The sequence below is a fragment of the Pseudomonas fulva NBRC 16637 = DSM 17717 genome (assembly GCF_000730565.1).
GTDB lineage: Bacteria > Pseudomonadota > Gammaproteobacteria > Pseudomonadales > Pseudomonadaceae > Aquipseudomonas > Aquipseudomonas fulva.
In genome coordinates this window covers 323,775-341,285 of the sequence record NZ_BBIQ01000001.1, presented here as the reverse complement: position 1 = coordinate 341,285, position 17,511 = coordinate 323,775, and the positions used below count along the sequence as shown (strand labels likewise).

The window sequence follows — 17,511 nt, the reverse complement described above, 5'->3', positions numbered from 1 at the left end:
GCGCCATGCGTCGCCTTGCCCTGCTTTTGATCGGCCTGTGTCTGGCGTTGCCAGTACTGGCAGCCGATACTGCACGCGCTGCTCGCAAAGAAGTATTTGGCGATATCACGGTGCACTACGGCGCGTTCACCTCGAGCATGCTCACCCCGCAGGTCGCAGCGGCCACGGGGCTGGTCCGCAGCCGTCACCAGGGCGTGCTGAGCCTTACCGTACTCAGAGACGGCAAGCCGATTACGGCCGTGGTCAGCGGCGCGGTCAAGGACCTCACCGGGCGCAAGCAGCCCCTGGCCTTCAAGCAGGTGACCGACCACGGCACCGCGTCGTACGTCGCCCAATTCACGATCGAACAACCTGAGACCGTCGTCTTCGAGCTAGGCGTCCAAGCCGGTGGTGTCAGTCACTCCTTCAGCTTCAACCAGGACGTTTTCCCAGGCGAATGATGAATTTCCAGCAACTCGTATTGGCCAGCCATAACGCCGGCAAACTCAAGGAACTGCAGGCGATGCTCGGTCAATCCGTGCAATTGCGATCGATCGGCGAATTCAGCCAGGTCGAGCCGGAAGAAACCGGTCTGTCGTTCGTCGAGAACGCCATCTTGAAGGCCCGCAATGCCGCGCGTATTTCCGGGCTCCCTGCCTTGGCGGACGATTCTGGTCTGGCCGTGGACTGCCTGGGCGGTGCACCGGGCATCTACTCGGCGCGTTATGCCGATGGCCAGGGCGATGCCGCCAACAACGCCAAGTTGCTCGACGCGCTGAAGAACGTACCGCAGGCCGAGCGCACTGCGCAGTTCGTCTGCGTCTTGGCGCTGGTGCGTCACGCCGATGATCCGCTGCCAATCCTGTGCGAAGGCCTGTGGCAGGGCAGCATCCTGTTCAAGGCGAGCGGCGAACATGGTTTTGGTTACGACCCGCTGTTCTGGGTGCCAGAACGTGATTGCTCAAGCGCCGACCTGACCCCGGCTGACAAGAACCAGATCAGCCACCGTGCCCGCGCCATGGCGCTGCTGCGTCAACGTCTGGGCCTGGCATGACCCTGACGTCGCCGCTCATCCAGGCACCCGGCATCAGCCAGCTGCCGCCGTTGGCGTTGTACATCCATATCCCGTGGTGCGTGCGCAAATGCCCCTACTGCGACTTCAATTCCCATGCCGCCGGGCCTGAACTGCCCGAAACGGCCTACGTGGCGGCGCTGCTGACCGACCTTGATCAGGAACTGGCCGCAGTCCAGGGCCGCGTCATCACCTCGATCTTCTTCGGTGGTGGCACACCCAGCCTGTTCAGCGCCGATGCCCTGGGCCGGTTGCTGCGCGGCGTCGAGCAACGCATCCCATTCGCTTCGGACATCGAGATCACCCTGGAAGCCAACCCGGGAACGTTCGAACAGGACAAGTTCAAGGCCTATCGCCAGACCGGCATCAACCGCCTGTCCATTGGCGTGCAGAGTTTCCAACCGGCCAAGCTGCAAGCACTGGGCCGCATCCACAACGGCGAGGAAGCGATCCGCGCCGCTGGCATGGCAAGGGCCGCAGGCTTCGACAACTTCAACATGGACCTGATGCACGGCTTGCCCGACCAAACGATGGACGACGCCCTGGGCGATCTGCGTCAGGCAATTGAGCTTGGGCCCACACACCTGTCCTGGTATCAGCTGACGGTAGAACCCAACACCGTATTCTGGAACCAGCCGCCCGAGCTGCCCGAGGACGATATCCTCTGGGACATTCAGGAGGCCGGCCAGGGCCTGATGGCGGCCAACGGGTTTGGCCAGTACGAGGTGTCTGCCTACGCCCAGCCCGAGCGCGCTGCTCGCCACAACCTCAACTACTGGCGCTTCGGGGACTTCATCGGTATCGGTGCCGGCGCCCATGGCAAGCTCACCTACGCCGACGGGCGCATCGTACGCACCTGGAAAACCCGGTTGCCCAAGGACTACCTGAACCTGGCCAAGCCGTTCAAGGCCGGCGAAAAACAGTTGCCCGATGACGAATTGCCCTTCGAGTTCCTGATGAACGCGCTGCGCCTGACCCAGGGTGTGGAAGCGCAGCTGTTCACCGAGCGCACGGGATTGCCGCTCGCACGGCTGGCCCAAGCCCGTCGCCTTGCAGAACAAAGAGGGCTTTTGCAGGTCGAACCGGATCGACTGGTGGCAACGCCCAGGGGCCAACTGTTCCTCAATGACTTGCTGCAGTATTTCTTGACCTAAGGATGACCCATGGATTTGGTACTCGACCTGCTCGCGACGATTTCCCGCTGGAGCCGAAGCAACTTGTCGGAAATTTCTCTGGCGTTGGTAGGCTGTCTGCTGGTGCTGTTCGGGACGGACATCAAGGCCTGGGCTGAACAGCGCCTGGGAGGGCTGACAGGGGCCCTGCGGGTACCGCTGATGGCATTGCTGGTGATGATCGGCAGCGGCGCGGCCTTGATCTACGCCACACCTTGGGTCCTGAAGGGGCTGAGCCAGTTCAACAACTACGCGTTGGCGCCTGTGCTGCTGGTGGTCTTGGCGCTGATCGGTGTGGTAGCGGATCGTCGCGGCTGAAGCTGTAGCAGTCCAGGCGCCTTATGCGCAACGCTTCAGCGTAAGGCCGCCTAGCGGCTCAGCAACCAAAAAAAACCGCCCTTTCGAGGCGGTTTTTTGTCTATCAGCACAGCGTACGGTTCATCGCCTCACGCGGTCTTTTCGAATTTCAGGTCCCACACACCATGGCCCAAGCGCTCGCCGCGGCGTTCGAACTTGGTGATCGGCCGCTCGCTTGGGCGCGGCACGTAGGTACCGTCCGCTGCCTGGTTACGATAGCCAGGGGCTGCATTCATCACTTCCAGCATGTACTCGGCATAGGGTTCCCAGTCCGTGGCCATGTGGAACACGCCGCCTGGCTTGAGCTTGCGCCGGACCAACTCGGCGAACTCCAGCTGGACGATGCGACGCTTGTGGTGACGCGCCTTGTGCCAAGGGTCGGGGAAGAACAGCATCAGGCGGTCGAGGCTGTCGTCGGCCACGCAACGATTCAACACTTCGATGGCATCGCAGTCATATACCCGCAGGTTGGTCAGCCCTTGGGTGAGCACGCCGTTGAGCAGTGCTCCTACGCCTGGGCGATGGACCTCGACACCGATGAAGTCCTGCTCAGGTGCAGCGGCCGCCATTTCCAACAGGGAGTGACCCATGCCGAAGCCGATTTCCAGCGTGCGCGGTGCCGAGCGGCCGAAGACCTGGTCATAGTCGACCGGGCTGTCCGCCAGCGGCAGGACGTACAGCGGCCCACCCTGGTCCAGGCCGCGCTGCTGGCCTTCGGTCATGCGCCCGGCACGCATCACGAAGCTCTTGATGCGGCGGTGCGGGCGGGCGTCGCCGTCGGCGGCGTTCGGCAGATCTTGTGAATCAGTCATCAGGGGCTCTTACTTGATCAGACCATCCAGCGGCGAAGAGGCGCTGGCATAGAGTTTCTTGGGCATGCGACCGGCCAGGTATGCCATGCGACCCGCCACGATGGCGTGCTTCATGGCCTCGGCCATCAGTACCGGTTGCTGGGCGTGGGCGATGGCCGAGTTCATCAGTACCGCCTCGCAGCCCATTTCCATGGCGATGGTGGCGTCGGAGGCAGTGCCTACGCCAGCATCCACCAGTACCGGTACCTTGGATTCTTCGAGGATGATCTGCAGGTTGTAAGGATTGCAGATGCCAAGCCCCGTACCGATCAGGCCAGCCAGGGGCATGACGGCGATACAGCCGGCTTCGGCCAGCTGGCGGGCGATGATCGGGTCGTCGCTGGTGTAGACCATCACGTCGAAGCCATCCTTGACGAGCACTTCGGCGGCCTTGAGGGTTTCGATCACGTTGGGGAACAGGGTTTTCTGGTCGGCCAGCACTTCCAGCTTGACCAGGTTGTGCCCATCGAGCAGCTCCCGGGCCAGACGGCAGGTGCGCACCGCCTCGACGGCGTCATAGCAGCCGGCAGTATTGGGCAGAATGGTGTAGCGGTCCGGCGGCAGTACGTCCAGCAGGTTCGGCTCGCCCGGGTTCTGACCAATGTTCGTGCGGCGCACCGCGACAGTCACGATCTCGGCACCCGAGGCCTCGATGGCCTGGCGGGTTTGCTCCATGTCACGGTACTTGCCGGTGCCTACCAGCAGGCGCGACTGGAAGGTGCGCCCGGCCAGGGTGAAGGGCTTGTCGCTGCGAACGTTGCTCATCGTTGTTCCTCGGGAAAAGGTTGCTGGGCCTGCGGTTGGGTTGCCGACAGCGGTCAGCCGCCACCGATGGCGTGCACCACTTCGACCTGGTCGCCATCGCTCAGCGCGGTGGTGTCATGCTGACTGCGCGGCACGATGTCCTGATTCAGCTCAACCGCCACGCGGCGGCCAGCCAGCTCAAGGCGTGCCAGTAGCCCAGCGACGCTTTCGCCAGCAGGCAATTCGTAGGGTTCACCGTTCAGTTGGATACGCATGCTCACGGCCACCATTGTTCTTTGGGGCCCGCATTCTAGCGCCGAAAGGCCGCGCAACCCAAGGCCACCGCACGCCATTAGTCGTTAATGTGGACTGGGCGGTCAGCCCAGTCGCCATGCGGCGAGCCCTAGGCAGACCCACCCTGCCAGGAAGCATAGGCCGCCGATGGGCGTGATCATGCCCAGCTTGCTGATGCCCGTCAGTGTCAGCAGGTACAGGCTGCCGGAGAACAGCACGATACCCAGCACGAACAGATAACCGGCCCAACCCACCAGCCGGCCAGGCAGATGGACCGCCAGCAATGCCACGCCAAACAGCGCCAGCGCGTGAACCAGTTGGTAGGTGACTCCGGTGTGGAAAATAGCCAGGTAGTCAGCGCTGAGTCGATTTTTCAGGCCGTGGGCTGCAAAGGCGCCCAGGGCCACGCCGGTAAAACCGAAAAAAGCGGCAAGCATCAGGAAGCTGCGAAGCATGGGACGACTCCTCGGATCGGGTCTGTATAATGGCCCTTCCCCAACGTCCGGCCAAGCCACCCTATGCTGCGAAACCTTCTCCGACGTCTTCTGCGCGCTCTGCTCTGGTTTGCCGCCGTGAGTATCGTGCTGGTCCTGGTGTTTCGCTGGGTACCTCCGCCCGGCACGGCGTTGATGTTCGAGCGTAAGGTGCAATCGTGGGTAAGCGGCGAACCGATTGACCTGCAGCGCGAATGGGTGAGTTGGGACCATATCTCCGATGACCTCAAGGTGGCTGTCATTGCCGGTGAAGACCAGAAATTCGCCAGCCACTGGGGCTTCGACATACCCGCCATCCAGGCAGCCCTGGCCTTCAACGAGCGTGGCGGTAACGTGCGCGGCGCCAGCACCCTGACCCAACAGGTGGCCAAGAACCTGTTCCTGTGGCCAGGGCGTAGCTGGCTGCGCAAGGGTCTGGAAGCATGGTTCACTGGCTTGATGGAACTGTTCTGGACCAAGCAGCGCATTCTCGAGGTCTACCTCAACAGTGCCGAGTGGGGACAAGGGGTATTCGGTGCCCAGGCAGCCGCTCGCTATCACTTTGGCGTGGAAGCCAGTCAACTCAGCCGGCAGCAAGCCGCACAACTGGCCGCCGTGCTGCCCAGCCCCCTCAAGTGGAATGCTGGCAAGCCAAGCACCTACGTAGCCAGCCGCGCGGGCTGGATTCGCCGCCAGATGAGCCAGCTGGGCGGGCCCAGCTACCTGATGCAACTGGACACATCACGCAGGCCATGAGCCTGTCACCGCATACAGAGCAGGCATGAAAAAGCCGCTATCCCCTTGCAGGGCAGCGGCTTTTTGTCGAACAGAGAACGATCAGGCAGCGATCAAGGCCTTGACCTTGTTCATCGCGTTCTTCTCCAGCTGGCGAATACGCTCGGCCGACACGCTGTATTTCTCGGCCAGCTCATGCAGGGTGGCTTTCTCTTCGGCCAACCAGCGCTGGTACAGAATATCCCGGCTACGGTCATCCAGGCCCTGCAGGGCTTCATGAAGGTTGCTGGTGGAGTTGTCGCTCCAGTCTGCATCTTCAAGTTGTACCGCCGGGTCGTAACGGTGGTCTTCCAGGTAATGCGCTGGCGACTGGAAGGCACTGTCGTCGTCGGCTTCGGCCGCCGGATCGAACGCCATGTCGTGACCGCTCAGACGGCTTTCCATCTCGCGTACTTCACGAGGCTCGACCCCCAGGCTTTCGGCAACCCGATGCACTTCGTCGTTGTTCAACCAGGCCAGACGCTTTTTCTGGCTGCGCAGGTTGAAGAACAGCTTGCGCTGGGCCTTGGTGGTCGCCACCTTGACGATGCGCCAGTTGCGCAGGATGAACTCGTGGATTTCGGCCTTGATCCAGTGCACGGCGAACGACACCAGGCGCACGCCCATTTCCGGGTTGAAGCGCTTGACGGCCTTCATCAGGCCGACGTTGCCTTCCTGGATCAGGTCGGCCTGGGCCAGCCCATAACCGGCATAGCTGCGGGCGATGTGCACGACGAACCGCAGGTGGGCCATTACCATTTGCCGAGCAGCTTCGAGGTCCTGCTCGTAATAGAGACGCTCAGCCAGATCCCGCTCCTGCTCGACAGTCAGCAGCGGGATGCTGTTGACCGTATGCACGTAGGACTCCAGGTTTGCACCGGGTACCAGGGCATACGCAGGTTGCAACGATGTGGTCATTAAAGAACCTCCGACTTACTGAACTCGCGCTTTTCAGGCGCTGCCTACATAGACCTGGGGCCCAGGTACAAGTTCCAACGGGCGCGCCCAGGCCAATGCTGGCAAATAAAAACTATCGCGGCGCCAGCTCGTTCAAGTGGCGGGCGACTGCAATCCATGCACCGATATACCCCAACAGCACCGCTCCGATCAAGAGCGAAAGACCATCGGAGGCCGGTACGCCACCCAAGGCAAAATCGCTGCCATACAGACCAGAAAGGCTCACCACGGCCTCGTTCAGCCACCCTAGGCCAAACGCCAGGATAGCCCAGGCCAACAGGCCCGCACCCAGGCCGTACAAGGCCCCCATGTACAGGAAAGGCCGGCGTACGTAGGCATCGGTGCCCCCCACCAGCTTGATCACCTCGATCTCGACACGGCGGTTCTCGATATGTAGACGAATTGTGTTACCAATTACTAAGAGCAGCGCGGAAATCAGCATGACGGCCAGCCCGAATACGAACCGGTCCCCAAGCTTGAGGATGGCCGCCAGTCGCTCGACCCATACCAGGTCCAGCTGCGCCACATCGACGCGCGGCAACTCGGACAGGCGCTGACGCAGCGCTTCCAGAGCCGGCTTGTCGACTTCGGTCGGGGTCACCACGACCACGCCGGGCAGTGGGTTGTCGGGCAACTCTCGCAGCGCCTCGCCGAGGCCCGATTGCTGCTGGAACTCCTGCAGTGCCTGCTCGCGACTCACATACTGCGCCTCTGCTACGCCCGGCATGCCCTTGATTTCATCGCGCAACGCCTCGCCGTCACGGCTGTTGGCATCGAGCTTGAGGTACAGGGAGATTTGCGCGGCGCGCTGCCAGGACCCGCCCAACTGCTCGACGTTCTTGAGCAGCAATGACAGCCCCATGGGCATGCTCAGCGCCACGGCCATCACCATGCAGGTGAAGAAGCTGCCAATGGGTTGCTTGCCCAGTCGCCGCAAGCTGTCCGCCAGGCTGGCGCGATGGCTTTCAAGCCAGGCGTGCATAAGGGTACGCAGGTCCGGGCCGTCATCGTCGGCGCCTGCACCACGCTTCTTGGCAGGCTGGGGGTCGGCAGGCTTGGGCGCGACGCGCTCGGAAACTTTTGGTGAACGTGTGGTGCTCATTGTCCGGCCTCCCCGTCGCCGATCAAACGGCCGCGCTGCAAGGTCAACATGCGGTGACGCATGCGCGCGATCAGGGCCAGGTCGTGGCTGGCGATCAAGACCGTTGTGCCCAGTCGGTTGATGTCTTCGAAAACACCCATGATCTCTGCGGCCAGGCGCGGGTCGAGGTTGCCGGTTGGCTCGTCGGCCAGCAGCAAGGCTGGCTGGTGCACGATGGCGCGGGCGATACCCACGCGCTGCTGTTGGCCGGTCGACAAGTCGGCAGGGTACAGCTCGCCTTTGTCGACCAGAGACACCCGCTCCAGCGCCGAGTCCACGCGCTTGGCGATCTCGACCTTGGACAAGCCCAGTATCTGCAGGGGCAAGGCAATGTTGTTGAAGACCGTGCGGTCGAACAGCAACTGGTGGTTCTGGAACACCACGCCTATCTGGCGGCGCAGGAACGGGATCTGCGAATTGCTGATCTGACCCAGGTCCTGCCCGGCCAGCATCAGTTTGCCGCTGGTGGGACGCTCCATGGCCAGCAGCAGGCGCAGCAGCGTACTTTTACCTGCACCCGAATGCCCGGTGACGAACAGGAATTCGCCCCGACGCGCCCGGAAACTCAGCTCGTGCAGCCCCACGTGGCCGTTGGGGTAGCGCTTGGCAACCTGTTCGAATCGAATCATGGTCAGTCTCGCTCGGCGAACAGGGCCTTGACGAACGGCTCGGCTTCAAAGGTGCGCAGGTCATCGATCCCCTCACCGACACCGATGAACCGGATAGGCAGCTTGAATTGCTTGGCCAGGGCGAAGATGACACCACCCTTGGCGGTACCGTCGAGCTTGGTGAGCGCAAGACCGGTCAGCTCCACGCTCTGGTGGAAATACTTGGCCTGGCTGATGGCGTTCTGGCCGGTACCGGCGTCGAGCACCAGCAGCACTTCGTGCGGCGCATCGGGATCGAGCTTGCCGATGACGCGGCGGACCTTCTTCAGCTCCTCCATCAGGTTGTCCTTGGTGTGCAGGCGCCCGGCAGTGTCGGCGATCAGCACATCCACGCCCCTGGCCTTGGCTGCCTGCACCGCGTCGAAGATCACCGAGGCGGAGTCGGCGCCAGTGTGCTGCGCGATCACCGGGATGCGGTTACGCTCACCCCACACCTGCAACTGCTCGACCGCTGCGGCCCGGAAGGTATCGCCTGCAGCCAGCATCACTTTCTTGCCTTCCATCTGCAGCTTCTTGGCCAGCTTGCCGATGGTGGTGGTCTTGCCGGCGCCATTGACGCCTACCACCAGGATCACATAAGGCTTGTTCTGCGCCGCCACGACCATCGGCTGCTCGACAGGCCTGAGCAACGCGGCCAGCTCTTCCTGCAAGGACTTGTACAGCGCGTCGGCGTCGGCCAGCTGCTTGCGGGCCACCTTCTGCGTCAGGTTCTGAACGATGGTGGACGTGGCCTCCACGCCGACGTCGGCGGTCAGCAGGCGGGTCTCGATCTCGTCGAGCAAATCGTCATCGATGACTTTCTTGCCCAGGAACAGGCTGGCCATGCCTTCGCCAATGCTGGCGCTGGTCTTGGACAACCCCTGCTTGAGGCGGGCGAAAAAGCCTGCTTTCACAGGCTCGGACTGAGCGGCTTCGACGGACGGGGCAGCCTCGGCCTCGATGTGCAAATCGACCTTGGCCGGCTCTGCAACGGGCTGGACTGCCGGCGCAGGCGCCGGGCGATCCGGAATCACTGGTGGCGCCTTGGCTTGCAGATCGGGCACCAGCGCCACGGGTTCTTCTGCAACCGGCAGCACCAGGTTGCTCACGGGGGCAGGAACTTCCACTTCAGGCACAGCAGCAGGCGTTGGTGCAGGTGCAGGTGCAGGCACGTGTGGTGCAGGGTCGGCGACCGGCGCGGGTGCCACGGGCACAGCGACCTCGGGCAAGGGCGCAGGCGTCACCTGAACTGGGGGTGTCGGCTCCGCAGTCGGCGCTACGGCCGGGGCAGCGTGCTCGGCCAGCGGTGCAGGCCCATCCGTTTGATCGGGTGTCGCTGGCGCGGGCGCTTGGACAGCAGGGAATTTTTCCGTCGGCACGTCCGCTTGCGCAGGTGGCTGCGGCTTCTTGCGGAACCAGCCGAACAGGCCTTTCTTCTCGCCAGCCTCGGCCGGCGCTTTTTTGTCGTCGTTGGAACCAAACATGGAAGACGGCTATCTCAGGGTAGCGATGGCCCGCTAGGGCGCATCAGGAATTCTTTCTACGCAGAACAGACTATCTAGAAGCCGGCTGGTTCATGCGCAACGTTTTGTCTTGATGTCCTGCAGGCCAGAACGGCGACAGGCATGGTCGCCAGGCAACCGGATCAGTATCCTAGCACCTCCTGGCCTGCCGACGCTAAACCCAGCGGGCCGCCGAACAGGTTAAACACCGTATGAATGCTCTAGCCCGCCGCGCCGCTGGCCTGTTGCTCGGCACGCTGTGCCTCCCGCTTGCGGCCTTCGCCGCCGATGTGCAACCCACTCACGAATTCATCCTGGATAACGGCCTCAAAGTGGTCGTGCGCGAAGACCATCGCGCCCCGGTGGTGGTCTCGCAGATCTGGTACAAGGTCGGCTCCAGCTACGAGACGCCTGGCCAGACCGGCCTTTCGCATGCGCTCGAGCACATGATGTTCAAGGGCAGTGCCAAGGTCGGCCCTGGCGAAGCCTCGCGCATCCTGCGGGATCTGGGCGCCGAAGAGAACGCGTTCACCAGCGACGACTACACCGCCTACTATCAGGTGCTGGCGCGCGATCGCTTGCCGGTCGCCTTCGAGCTGGAGGCCGATCGCCTGGCCAGCCTGCGTCTGCCGGCCGACGAGTTCAGCCGTGAAATCGAGGTCATCAAGGAAGAGCGCCGCCTGCGCACCGACGACCAGCCCAATGCCAAGGCGTTCGAGCTGTTTCGTGCCATGGCCTACCCGGCCAGCGGCTACCACACCCCAACCATCGGCTGGATGGCTGACCTGGAGCGCATGAAAGTCGAGGAGCTGCGCCACTGGTACACCTCGTGGTACGCACCCAACAACGCCACGCTCGTGGTGGTGGGCGATGTTACCGCCGACGAAGTCAAGGGCCTGGCCCAGAAGTACTTCGGCGCTATTCCTCGCCGGGACACACCTGCGGCCAAGCTGCCGCTGGAGCTGGCAGAGCCCGGCCAGCGACAGCTGACCCTGCACGTGCGCACCCAGCTGCCGAGCCTGATCTACGGCTTCAACGTACCTGGCCTGCCCACGGCCCAGGACCCTCGCACGGTGCATGCCTTGCGCCTGATCTCGGCCTTGCTCGATGGCGGCTACAGTGCGCGCATGCCCGCACGACTGGAGCGCGGGCAGGAGCTGGTGGCCGGGGCCTCGTCCAGCTACAACGCCTTCACGCGCGGCGACAGCCTGTTCCTGATTTCAGCCACGCCCAACGTGCAGAAACAAAAAACCCTGGCAGACGTGGAAAAGGGCATCTGGCAACTGCTGGATGAACTCAAGACCACACCGCCGACGGCAGAAGAGCTCGAGCGCGTGCGCGCCCAGGTCATCGCCGGGCTGGTGTATGACCGCGACTCGATCAGCAGCCAGGCAACCACCATCGGCCAGCTGGAAACCGTCGGCCTGTCCTGGAAGTTGATCGACAGCGAGCTGGACGAACTCAAGCGCGTTACCCCTCAGGACATCCAGCAAGCTGCCCGTACCTATTTCACCCGCGAACGCCTGAGCGTTGCCCATGTTCTGCCCGAGGAGTCCGCTCATGAGTGACCGTCGCTTGCATCGTCCCCACTGGCTGGCTACGGGTATCTGTACCTGGGCATTGACGGCTGCACTGGCCGTACCGGCACTGGCCGAGGACGCTGCCAAGGCTGGCAATGCACAAGCCCGGCAGGCCAACACATTACAGTCCCTGGCCGAGCTTGACGGCAAGGCGCCCACTACCCGCCAGCTGAACATCCAGCACTGGAACACGGCTGAAGGCGCGCGGGTGCTGTTCGTCGAGGCCCGCGAGCTCCCGATGTTCGACCTGCGCGTGACCTTCGCCGCCGGCAGCAGCCAGGACGGTGACACACCAGGCCTGGCGGCCCTGACCAACGCCATGCTCAACGAAGGCGTAAAGGGCAAGGATGTGACTGCCATCGCCCAAGGCTTCGAGGGCCTTGGGGCGGATTTCGGCAACGGCTCGTACCGCGACATGGCCGTCGCTTCGCTACGTAGCCTCAGTGCCAAGGACAAGCGCGAACCGGCCTTGAAGCTGTTTACCGAGGTCACAGGCAAGCCCACCTTCCCGGACGAGGCGCTCAAACGGCTCAAGAACCAGATGCTGGCCGGCTTCGAGTACGATAAGCAGAACCCCGGCAAGCTTGCAGGCAAGACGCTGTTCACCCACCTGTACGGCGAACACCCTTATGCGCATCCCAGCGATGGGACACCGCAAAGCATCACCGGCATTACCCTTGAGCAGTTGCGTGCGTTTCATGCCAAGGCTTACACACCGGGCAATGCCGTCATTGCACTGGTGGGCGACCTGAACCGCAGCGAAGCCGAGGCAATTGCCGCGCAGGTTTCAGCCGGCCTGCCCAAAGGCCCGGCCTTGCCTGCCCCAGCCCAGCCGACAGCGCCCAAGGCAGGCTTCACCCACATCGAGTTTCCGTCCCAACAGACACACCTGATGCTCGCAGAGCTGGGTATCGATCGCCAGGACAAGGATTGGCCAGCCTTGTCACTGGGCAATCAGATCCTCGGTGGCGGCGCGTTCGGCACGCGGCTGATGAGTGAGGTGCGTGAAAAGCGCGGTCTGACCTACGGTGTCTATTCGGCCTTCAGCCCGATGCAAGTGCGCGGCCCGTTCATGATCAACCTGCAAACCCGCGCCGAACTCAGCGAAGGGACATTGAAGCTGGTTCAGGGTATTCTGGCCGACTATCTGCGCAGCGGCCCTACCCAGCAGGAACTGGACGATGCCAAGCGCGAGCTGGCTGGAAGCTTCCCGCTTTCCAATGCGAGCAATGCCAGCATCGTCGGGCAACTGGGCGCCATCGGCTTCTACAACCTGCCATTGAGCTGGCTGGAAGACTTCATGCAGCAGTCCCAGGCCCTGACCGTCGAACAGGTCAAGGACGCCATGAACAAGCATTTGTCCGCCGACAAGCTGGTCATCGTCACAGTCGGTCCGAAGGTGCCGCAGAAGCCACTGCCAGCCCCTACTGATAAACCCTCCGGGCAACCGCTCGGGGTACCGGAGCACTAATGCCAAGATCCAACCCTCCCGCCCGCCAGCAACCGGGCCAGAGCAAGGGCCAGGGCCACCTGCGCATCATCGCGGGCCAATGGCGCAGCCGTCGTCTGGCCGTGCCCGATGGTGAGGGCTTGCGCCCTACACCTGACCGGGTACGCGAGACGGTTTTCAACTGGCTGGCCCCCTATATCGAGGGCGCGCACGTGCTCGACGCCTTCACCGGCAGCGGGGCGTTGGTACTGGAGGCCCTGTCTCGCGGGGCCGAGGATGCCGTGGCACTGGACAGCAATTCTGCCGCCATCGCCAACCTCAAGCACAACCTCGAGATCCTGCGCTGTCCACGGGGACAGATCCTTCAGACCGATGCCTTGCGCTATCTGCAAGGCCCTGCCAAAAAGCAATTCGACCTGGTATTCCTGGACCCACCTTTTCATCAGCAGTTGCTGGCAGACACCTGCAACCTGCTCGAACAGAACCAGTGGCTGAGCGAGCAAGCGTGGGTATATACCGAGAGCGAAGCGGCTCCGTCGACCTTGCAGCTACCTGCCAACTGGCGACTGCACCGGGAGAAGAAAACCGGACAGGTGCATTACGCACTGTGGCAACGGGGCTAACTATTTAGCGCAGCTGGCGCCCCACGTTGACTGATGCTGCTCGGGTCTCTAGCCATCCGAGCACCTCAGCATGACCGTATCGCTCTCCGCGCCTTCACTGGCCGATGATGTCTCGGCGGCGCTTGCCTCTCTTGCAGGCGCCAGCCCCTCCCCTGTGCAGCATTTCACGCTTGAAAACGGCCTGTCCGTCTACCTGAGACAGCAGAGCCGAAATGCCCTCGCCGCCGTCCAGCTCTGGTACAACGTCGGTACCCGTCACGAGCCAGCAGGGCAGACAAACCTCTCGCACTTGCTCGAACACGTCATCTTCGAAGGCAGCCGCAAGCTTGAGCCTGGGCAGTACGCGAAAGTCGTTGCCCGCCTTGCGGGACAGGCCAATGCCAGTACTCTCCTCGATGCCACCTCTTTCGACATGTTGTTGCCTGCATCGCGCCTGCCCGTTGCGCTCGAACTGTTGGCAGATGCCATGGACACGGCCACATTCGGGTTGCCCGAGTTGACACGAGGCGCCAAGGCGATCGCTGACGAACGACGCCTGAAAGTAGACGCCCAGCCCATCCAGCAAGCCTACGACCGTCACTTGGCCCTGGCTCACGGCAGCAGCCCGTATGCGACCCCAAGCTTCGGTTCGGCGATAGATCTACAGAACATCGACCTGCCAACGCTGCGGCAGTGGTACACCACCCGCTACCGGCCTAACAACGCCACGCTCGTCGTGGTGGGCAACGTGGAACTGGAAACGTTGAAACAGCAGGTCGAAACGTACTTCGCGCACCTGGAGCGCGGTCAGCTGCCAGACTCGCCTTTTCCCCGCTCAGACGCTCCAATGGCGGAACGCAGCCAGGCCGTTAGCTTGCCCGGCCTTAGCCATGGCCTGCTGATGTCCTTCAACGTCCCCAGTTGTGCCACAGCCAACGATGCACTCACGAGCAAAACCCTCGAGCTGATCTGTGAAGTGCTGGCCGAGGGCTCCAGCGCTTGGCTGTATGCCGAACTTGTCAGGGGACGGGGCCTGCTGACAGGCGTTGCCGCAACCTATGACCCCCTTGTACGTGGCGACACCGTAATCACCTTCTCAGCCTACGTGAACACACTGAATGCGACCCTCGAACAAGCTACTGAAGCGACTTATGAGCAGATAGCACGCTTGCAAACCGAAGCCTTGTCGGCTGAACAGTTGCAGCAGATAAAGCTGCGACTGCTCGCCCGCCAGCTTTTCTCTCTCGACAGCGCAACGGCCCAAGCTTCGCAAATCGGCGCCATGGCCGCGACAGGGCAACCAGCAAGCCTGATCGACGAACATGCGCGCCTGATATCGATCATCGACAGTGCTCAGGTGCAGCAGGTAGCGCGCACTTATCTGGGGCGTGAGCGGCTGACCACCACCTCTCTTCTACCAGGAGCGCAAGCATGAACGACGATCAGATACGCCAACCAGCACCTGTGCTGTGCCAAGGGCCTGCCATCGATACGGCGCGGCAAGCGATGGCAAGGCTGAGCTCGACCCAGCGTGTCGAACTCGACCAGCCTCCTGCACTCCTGGCCACGGCTGAGCGGTGGGAGACGGCGCAAGGCACGAAGGTCAGTTTCATGGCTACGCATGATCGCCCCATGATTGATCTGGTGCTGCGATTCCGGGCAGGTAGCGCACTTGATGGCGATCACCCAGGGCTGGCCGCGCTGACGCTCTACAGCCTTGATCAGGGCACGGCAACCCTGAGCGCGGCGCAATTTGCCGAGCAAATGGCTGCAAGGGGCGCCATCGTGGGACGCTCGTTGAGCGAAGAAAAAGCCACGATCACGCTAAGGTGCCTGAGCACACCCGGTTTGCTGCGAGCAGTTTCGCAAACGCTGGCGCAGATGCTGGCTCGCCCTGCGTTTCGCTCAGAGGACGTTACGAAGATACGTGATCGAATAGCGCTCTACCAAGGCCGGCAAAAACTCAATCCGCTGGCACGCCTGATCAATACAACCACCGGTCATGTCTTCAGCGGCCATCCGTACGCGTCGCACGCCGATGCTGGGATCATCGGCCCCTTGACCACTGACCAAGTGCGGGCTTTTCATGCAAAGGCCTACTCGGCCAATAACCTCGACATAGGGCTGGTCGGCGACCTTAGCCGGGACGACGCAGAGCAACTGGTCAATGACCTGACACGTGATTTGCCGCAGCAGTGGGCAGCGCAGCCGCCGTCCATGCTGGCTGAGCAGTCGCCGCTGTCACACCATATCACGCACCCTGGCAGTGCAACTCAGGCAATGCTGACAGTGGCCGTTCCTGTGCTACCCAGCGACCCGGTCTATGCTGCACTGGAGTTGCTGACCGAGATTCTGGGCGGCAACCACGAAGCGCGCTTGCCTCAGGAACTGCGCCATCTGCGAGGGCTGACCTACACGGTCACCACCAAACTCAGGCACTTGGATGCTGGAACACTGCTGCACATACACTGGGACGTCGCCCCCCAATACCGGGAAGCTTCACATGCACTGGTCGCAGGGATGCTGGACTGCCTGCACACACGTGGGCCAACTCAGGTCGAGTGCGACATGGCCGTCAATCAGATCGCTGCCCGGCTGCACCGCCAACTGGCCGACAGCGCACATCTGGCAGCGACATTGGCCACGCACAGCCATCAGGGCTTGCCCGCCGATTACCTGACCACCCATCTGGACAGGCTTGCTTCATTGACCCCTGCATACCTTCGTGAAGTGGCGCAGGTGTGGTGGCGAAAGGCACCTCAGGTATTCGTCACCCTCGGCCCCGACGCTGAGCAGTCCCCCTTGCCTGCGCCGGAGCCAGCCCAGCGATAGGCGAGCACGGGGTAAGGCGAGTCAGTGAAGGCTGATACAAGCGCTGTTTCATGGCACTCTAGCCGGGCACATCACGAGTTGCCCAGCATGCCAAGTTCCAGCGCCCTGTTTCATCCTGCCAAAGGCCTTTCCAACCCTCACCTGCAAACATTGTGGGGACCGCTGTGGCGCAAGACGCCGACGCTGCAACGCGAGCGCGAACGCATCTGGCTGGCGGACGGGGACTTCATCGACCTTGACTGGCATGGCCCGCACCAGCCCCATGCGCCGCTGGTGCTGGTGCTTCACGGGTTGACGGGGTCATCGGGCTCACCCTATGTCAAAGGCTTGCAACAGGCGCTGCACGCACTGGGCTGGGCGAGCGTCGCGGCGAACTGGCGGGGCTGCTCTGGGGAACCGAACCTGCTGCCCCGCAGCTACCATTCCGGCGCCAGTGAGGACCTGGCTGAGATCGTCAGTCACCTGTGTGCCAAAAGGCCGCTGGCGCCCCTGTACGCGGTGGGCTACTCCCTGGGAGGCAATGTCCTGCTCAAATACCTGGGCGAACAGGGTGACAACAGCCGGTTGCAGGCGGCAGTCGCCGTTTCCGTGCCTTTTCGCCTGGATCAGTGTGCCGATCGTATCGGCCTGGGGTTTTCGAAGGTGTACCAGGCGCATTTCATGCGCGAGATGCTGGCCTATGTGCAGGTCAAGCAGCGCCTGTTCAAAGACCATGGTCACCCAGAACGGCTGGCAATCCTGGAGCAGCTCGGTCCACTGCATGGCTTGCGCACGTTCTGGGATTTCGATGCCAAGGTCACTGCACCGCTGAACGGTTTTCAGGATGTGCACGACTATTATCGCCGCGCTTCAAGTGGCTTCTACCTGAGCCATAACCGTACCCGGACCCTGATCATCCAGGCCAGCGACGACCCCTTCGTCTCGCCTCTGAGCGTGCCGACGGCAGATGAGCTGGCCCCAGGGACCGAGCTTGAGCTGCACGCTCAGGGTGGCCATGTCGGGTTCGTCGACGGCAGCCTGCGAAAACCGGGCTATTACCTGGAGCGCCGAATTCCGCAATGGTTACGCGAAGGCCTGTAGTGGA

General features: G+C 62.6%; 19 protein-coding genes. 11 read left to right on the top strand and 8 right to left on the bottom strand.

Going from position 1 to position 17,511, the window contains the following annotated elements; genetic code table 11:
- Positions 1 to 5 precede the first annotated feature (5 nt).
- The 4 genes from PFU01S_RS01595 to PFU01S_RS01580 are packed head-to-tail and all read left to right on the top strand — an operon-like array spanning position 6 to position 2,541.
- Positions 6 to 440 (top strand): DUF4426 domain-containing protein, encoded by a 435-nt coding sequence (locus tag PFU01S_RS01595; RefSeq protein ID WP_027913497.1) that lies wholly within the window; start codon positions 6 to 8, stop codon positions 438 to 440.
- The gene (gene rdgB, locus PFU01S_RS01590; RefSeq protein ID WP_027913496.1) at positions 437 to 1,033 is read left to right on the top strand and encodes an RdgB/HAM1 family non-canonical purine NTP pyrophosphatase; all 597 of its coding nucleotides are present in this window, start codon (positions 437 to 439) and stop codon (positions 1,031 to 1,033) included. Before PFU01S_RS01595 ends, rdgB begins: the two co-directional genes overlap by 4 nt.
- A complete protein-coding gene (hemW, locus tag PFU01S_RS01585; RefSeq protein WP_027913495.1) occupies positions 1,030 to 2,205 on the top strand; it encodes a radical SAM family heme chaperone HemW in 1,176 nt (391 codons plus the stop codon). The genes rdgB and hemW overlap by 4 nt, the downstream gene beginning before the upstream one ends.
- 9 nt (positions 2,206 to 2,214) lie before the next feature.
- On the top strand, positions 2,215 to 2,541 hold the full coding sequence (locus PFU01S_RS01580; protein WP_023532330.1) for a DUF3392 domain-containing protein: 327 nt from the start codon (positions 2,215 to 2,217) through the stop codon (positions 2,539 to 2,541).
- Between the two features lie 128 nt (positions 2,542 to 2,669).
- On the opposite strand, the gene trmB is transcribed toward PFU01S_RS01580, so the two are convergent.
- From trmB to PFU01S_RS01560, 4 genes are all read right to left on the bottom strand, one after another.
- Positions 2,670 to 3,392, bottom strand: a complete 723-nt coding sequence (trmB, locus tag PFU01S_RS01575; protein WP_028686691.1) for a tRNA (guanosine(46)-N7)-methyltransferase TrmB — start codon at positions 3,390 to 3,392, stop codon at positions 2,670 to 2,672.
- Between the two features lie 9 nt (positions 3,393 to 3,401).
- Complete coding sequence (locus tag PFU01S_RS01570; RefSeq protein ID WP_023532295.1) at positions 3,402 to 4,196, bottom strand: thiazole synthase; 795 nt, start codon at positions 4,194 to 4,196, stop codon at positions 3,402 to 3,404.
- A 53-nt stretch (positions 4,197 to 4,249) separates the two neighbouring features.
- A complete protein-coding gene (gene thiS / locus PFU01S_RS01565) occupies positions 4,250 to 4,450 on the bottom strand; it encodes a sulfur carrier protein ThiS (RefSeq protein WP_033728350.1) in 201 nt (66 codons plus the stop codon).
- Between the two features lie 102 nt (positions 4,451 to 4,552).
- Positions 4,553 to 4,924 carry a DUF423 domain-containing protein gene (locus PFU01S_RS01560; protein ID WP_028686692.1) on the bottom strand — a complete coding sequence of 124 codons (372 nt, stop codon included), beginning with the start codon at positions 4,922 to 4,924 and terminating at the stop codon, positions 4,553 to 4,555.
- A 63-nt stretch (positions 4,925 to 4,987) separates the two neighbouring features.
- Here PFU01S_RS01560 and mtgA point away from each other — a divergent pair, with 63 nt between their 5' ends.
- Positions 4,988 to 5,698 carry a monofunctional biosynthetic peptidoglycan transglycosylase gene (gene mtgA / locus PFU01S_RS01555; protein WP_028686693.1) on the top strand — a complete coding sequence of 237 codons (711 nt, stop codon included), beginning with the start codon at positions 4,988 to 4,990 and terminating at the stop codon, positions 5,696 to 5,698.
- An 81-nt stretch (positions 5,699 to 5,779) separates the two neighbouring features.
- Here mtgA and rpoH read toward each other — a convergent pair whose 3' ends face one another.
- The 4 genes from rpoH to ftsY all read right to left on the bottom strand — a co-directional run bounded on the left by rpoH (position 5,780) and on the right by ftsY (position 9,945).
- Complete coding sequence (rpoH, locus tag PFU01S_RS01550) at positions 5,780 to 6,634, bottom strand: RNA polymerase sigma factor RpoH (RefSeq protein WP_023532728.1); 855 nt, start codon at positions 6,632 to 6,634, stop codon at positions 5,780 to 5,782.
- Positions 6,635 to 6,746: 112 nt separating this feature from the next.
- The gene (gene ftsX, locus PFU01S_RS01545) at positions 6,747 to 7,775 is read right to left on the bottom strand and encodes a permease-like cell division protein FtsX (RefSeq protein ID WP_027913490.1); all 1,029 of its coding nucleotides are present in this window, start codon (positions 7,773 to 7,775) and stop codon (positions 6,747 to 6,749) included.
- A complete protein-coding gene (gene ftsE / locus PFU01S_RS01540; protein ID WP_028686694.1) occupies positions 7,772 to 8,443 on the bottom strand; it encodes a cell division ATP-binding protein FtsE in 672 nt (223 codons plus the stop codon). Before ftsE ends, ftsX begins: the two co-directional genes overlap by 4 nt.
- Positions 8,444 to 8,445: 2 nt before the next feature.
- Positions 8,446 to 9,945: a signal recognition particle-docking protein FtsY gene (ftsY, locus tag PFU01S_RS01535; RefSeq protein ID WP_028686695.1), complete on the bottom strand. Its 1,500-nt coding sequence runs from the start codon at positions 9,943 to 9,945 to the stop codon at positions 8,446 to 8,448.
- Positions 9,946 to 10,175: 230 nt separating this feature from the next.
- On the opposite strand from ftsY, the gene PFU01S_RS01530 reads away from it, so the two are divergent.
- From PFU01S_RS01530 to PFU01S_RS01505, 6 genes are all read left to right on the top strand, one after another.
- Positions 10,176 to 11,531, top strand: a complete 1,356-nt coding sequence (locus PFU01S_RS01530; RefSeq protein WP_027913488.1) for a M16 family metallopeptidase — start codon at positions 10,176 to 10,178, stop codon at positions 11,529 to 11,531.
- The gene (locus tag PFU01S_RS01525) at positions 11,524 to 13,014 is read left to right on the top strand and encodes a M16 family metallopeptidase (protein WP_027913487.1); all 1,491 of its coding nucleotides are present in this window, start codon (positions 11,524 to 11,526) and stop codon (positions 13,012 to 13,014) included. Before PFU01S_RS01530 ends, PFU01S_RS01525 begins: the two co-directional genes overlap by 8 nt.
- A complete protein-coding gene (gene rsmD / locus PFU01S_RS01520; protein WP_027913486.1) occupies positions 13,014 to 13,616 on the top strand; it encodes a 16S rRNA (guanine(966)-N(2))-methyltransferase RsmD in 603 nt (200 codons plus the stop codon). The genes PFU01S_RS01525 and rsmD overlap by 1 nt, the downstream gene beginning before the upstream one ends.
- Before the next feature lie 70 nt (positions 13,617 to 13,686).
- A complete protein-coding gene (locus PFU01S_RS01515; RefSeq protein WP_050437982.1) occupies positions 13,687 to 15,030 on the top strand; it encodes a M16 family metallopeptidase in 1,344 nt (447 codons plus the stop codon).
- On the top strand, positions 15,027 to 16,427 hold the full coding sequence (locus PFU01S_RS01510) for a M16 family metallopeptidase (protein WP_028686697.1): 1,401 nt from the start codon (positions 15,027 to 15,029) through the stop codon (positions 16,425 to 16,427). Before PFU01S_RS01515 ends, PFU01S_RS01510 begins: the two co-directional genes overlap by 4 nt.
- A gap of 87 nt (positions 16,428 to 16,514) precedes the next feature.
- On the top strand, positions 16,515 to 17,507 hold the full coding sequence (locus tag PFU01S_RS01505) for a hydrolase (protein WP_028686698.1): 993 nt from the start codon (positions 16,515 to 16,517) through the stop codon (positions 17,505 to 17,507).
- Positions 17,508 to 17,511 lie beyond the last annotated feature (4 nt).

Coding starts and splice junctions, on each gene's coding strand:
- PFU01S_RS01525 (WP_027913487.1), top strand. CDS start 11,524: ATGAGTGACCGTCGCTTGCATCGTCCCCACTGGCTGGCTACGGGTATC.
- PFU01S_RS01580 (WP_023532330.1), top strand. CDS start 2,215: ATGGATTTGGTACTCGACCTGCTCGCGACGATTTCCCGCTGGAGCCGA.
- ftsE (WP_028686694.1), bottom strand. CDS start 8,443: ATGATTCGATTCGAACAGGTTGCCAAGCGCTACCCCAACGGCCACGTG.
- PFU01S_RS01505 (WP_028686698.1), top strand. CDS start 16,515: ATGCCAAGTTCCAGCGCCCTGTTTCATCCTGCCAAAGGCCTTTCCAAC.
- rdgB (WP_027913496.1), top strand. CDS start 437: ATGATGAATTTCCAGCAACTCGTATTGGCCAGCCATAACGCCGGCAAA.
- rsmD (WP_027913486.1), top strand. CDS start 13,014: ATGCCAAGATCCAACCCTCCCGCCCGCCAGCAACCGGGCCAGAGCAAG.
- hemW (WP_027913495.1), top strand. CDS start 1,030: ATGACCCTGACGTCGCCGCTCATCCAGGCACCCGGCATCAGCCAGCTG.
- PFU01S_RS01560 (WP_028686692.1), bottom strand. CDS start 4,924: ATGCTTCGCAGCTTCCTGATGCTTGCCGCTTTTTTCGGTTTTACCGGC.
- rpoH (WP_023532728.1), bottom strand. CDS start 6,634: ATGACCACATCGTTGCAACCTGCGTATGCCCTGGTACCCGGTGCAAAC.
- ftsY (WP_028686695.1), bottom strand. CDS start 9,945: ATGTTTGGTTCCAACGACGACAAAAAAGCGCCGGCCGAGGCTGGCGAG.
- PFU01S_RS01530 (WP_027913488.1), top strand. CDS start 10,176: ATGAATGCTCTAGCCCGCCGCGCCGCTGGCCTGTTGCTCGGCACGCTG.
- ftsX (WP_027913490.1), bottom strand. CDS start 7,775: ATGAGCACCACACGTTCACCAAAAGTTTCCGAGCGCGTCGCGCCCAAG.
- mtgA (WP_028686693.1), top strand. CDS start 4,988: ATGCTGCGAAACCTTCTCCGACGTCTTCTGCGCGCTCTGCTCTGGTTT.
- trmB (WP_028686691.1), bottom strand. CDS start 3,392: ATGACTGATTCACAAGATCTGCCGAACGCCGCCGACGGCGACGCCCGC.
- thiS (WP_033728350.1), bottom strand. CDS start 4,450: ATGCGTATCCAACTGAACGGTGAACCCTACGAATTGCCTGCTGGCGAA.
- PFU01S_RS01510 (WP_028686697.1), top strand. CDS start 15,027: ATGAACGACGATCAGATACGCCAACCAGCACCTGTGCTGTGCCAAGGG.
- PFU01S_RS01515 (WP_050437982.1), top strand. CDS start 13,687: ATGACCGTATCGCTCTCCGCGCCTTCACTGGCCGATGATGTCTCGGCG.
- PFU01S_RS01595 (WP_027913497.1), top strand. CDS start 6: ATGCGTCGCCTTGCCCTGCTTTTGATCGGCCTGTGTCTGGCGTTGCCA.
- PFU01S_RS01570 (WP_023532295.1), bottom strand. CDS start 4,196: ATGAGCAACGTTCGCAGCGACAAGCCCTTCACCCTGGCCGGGCGCACC.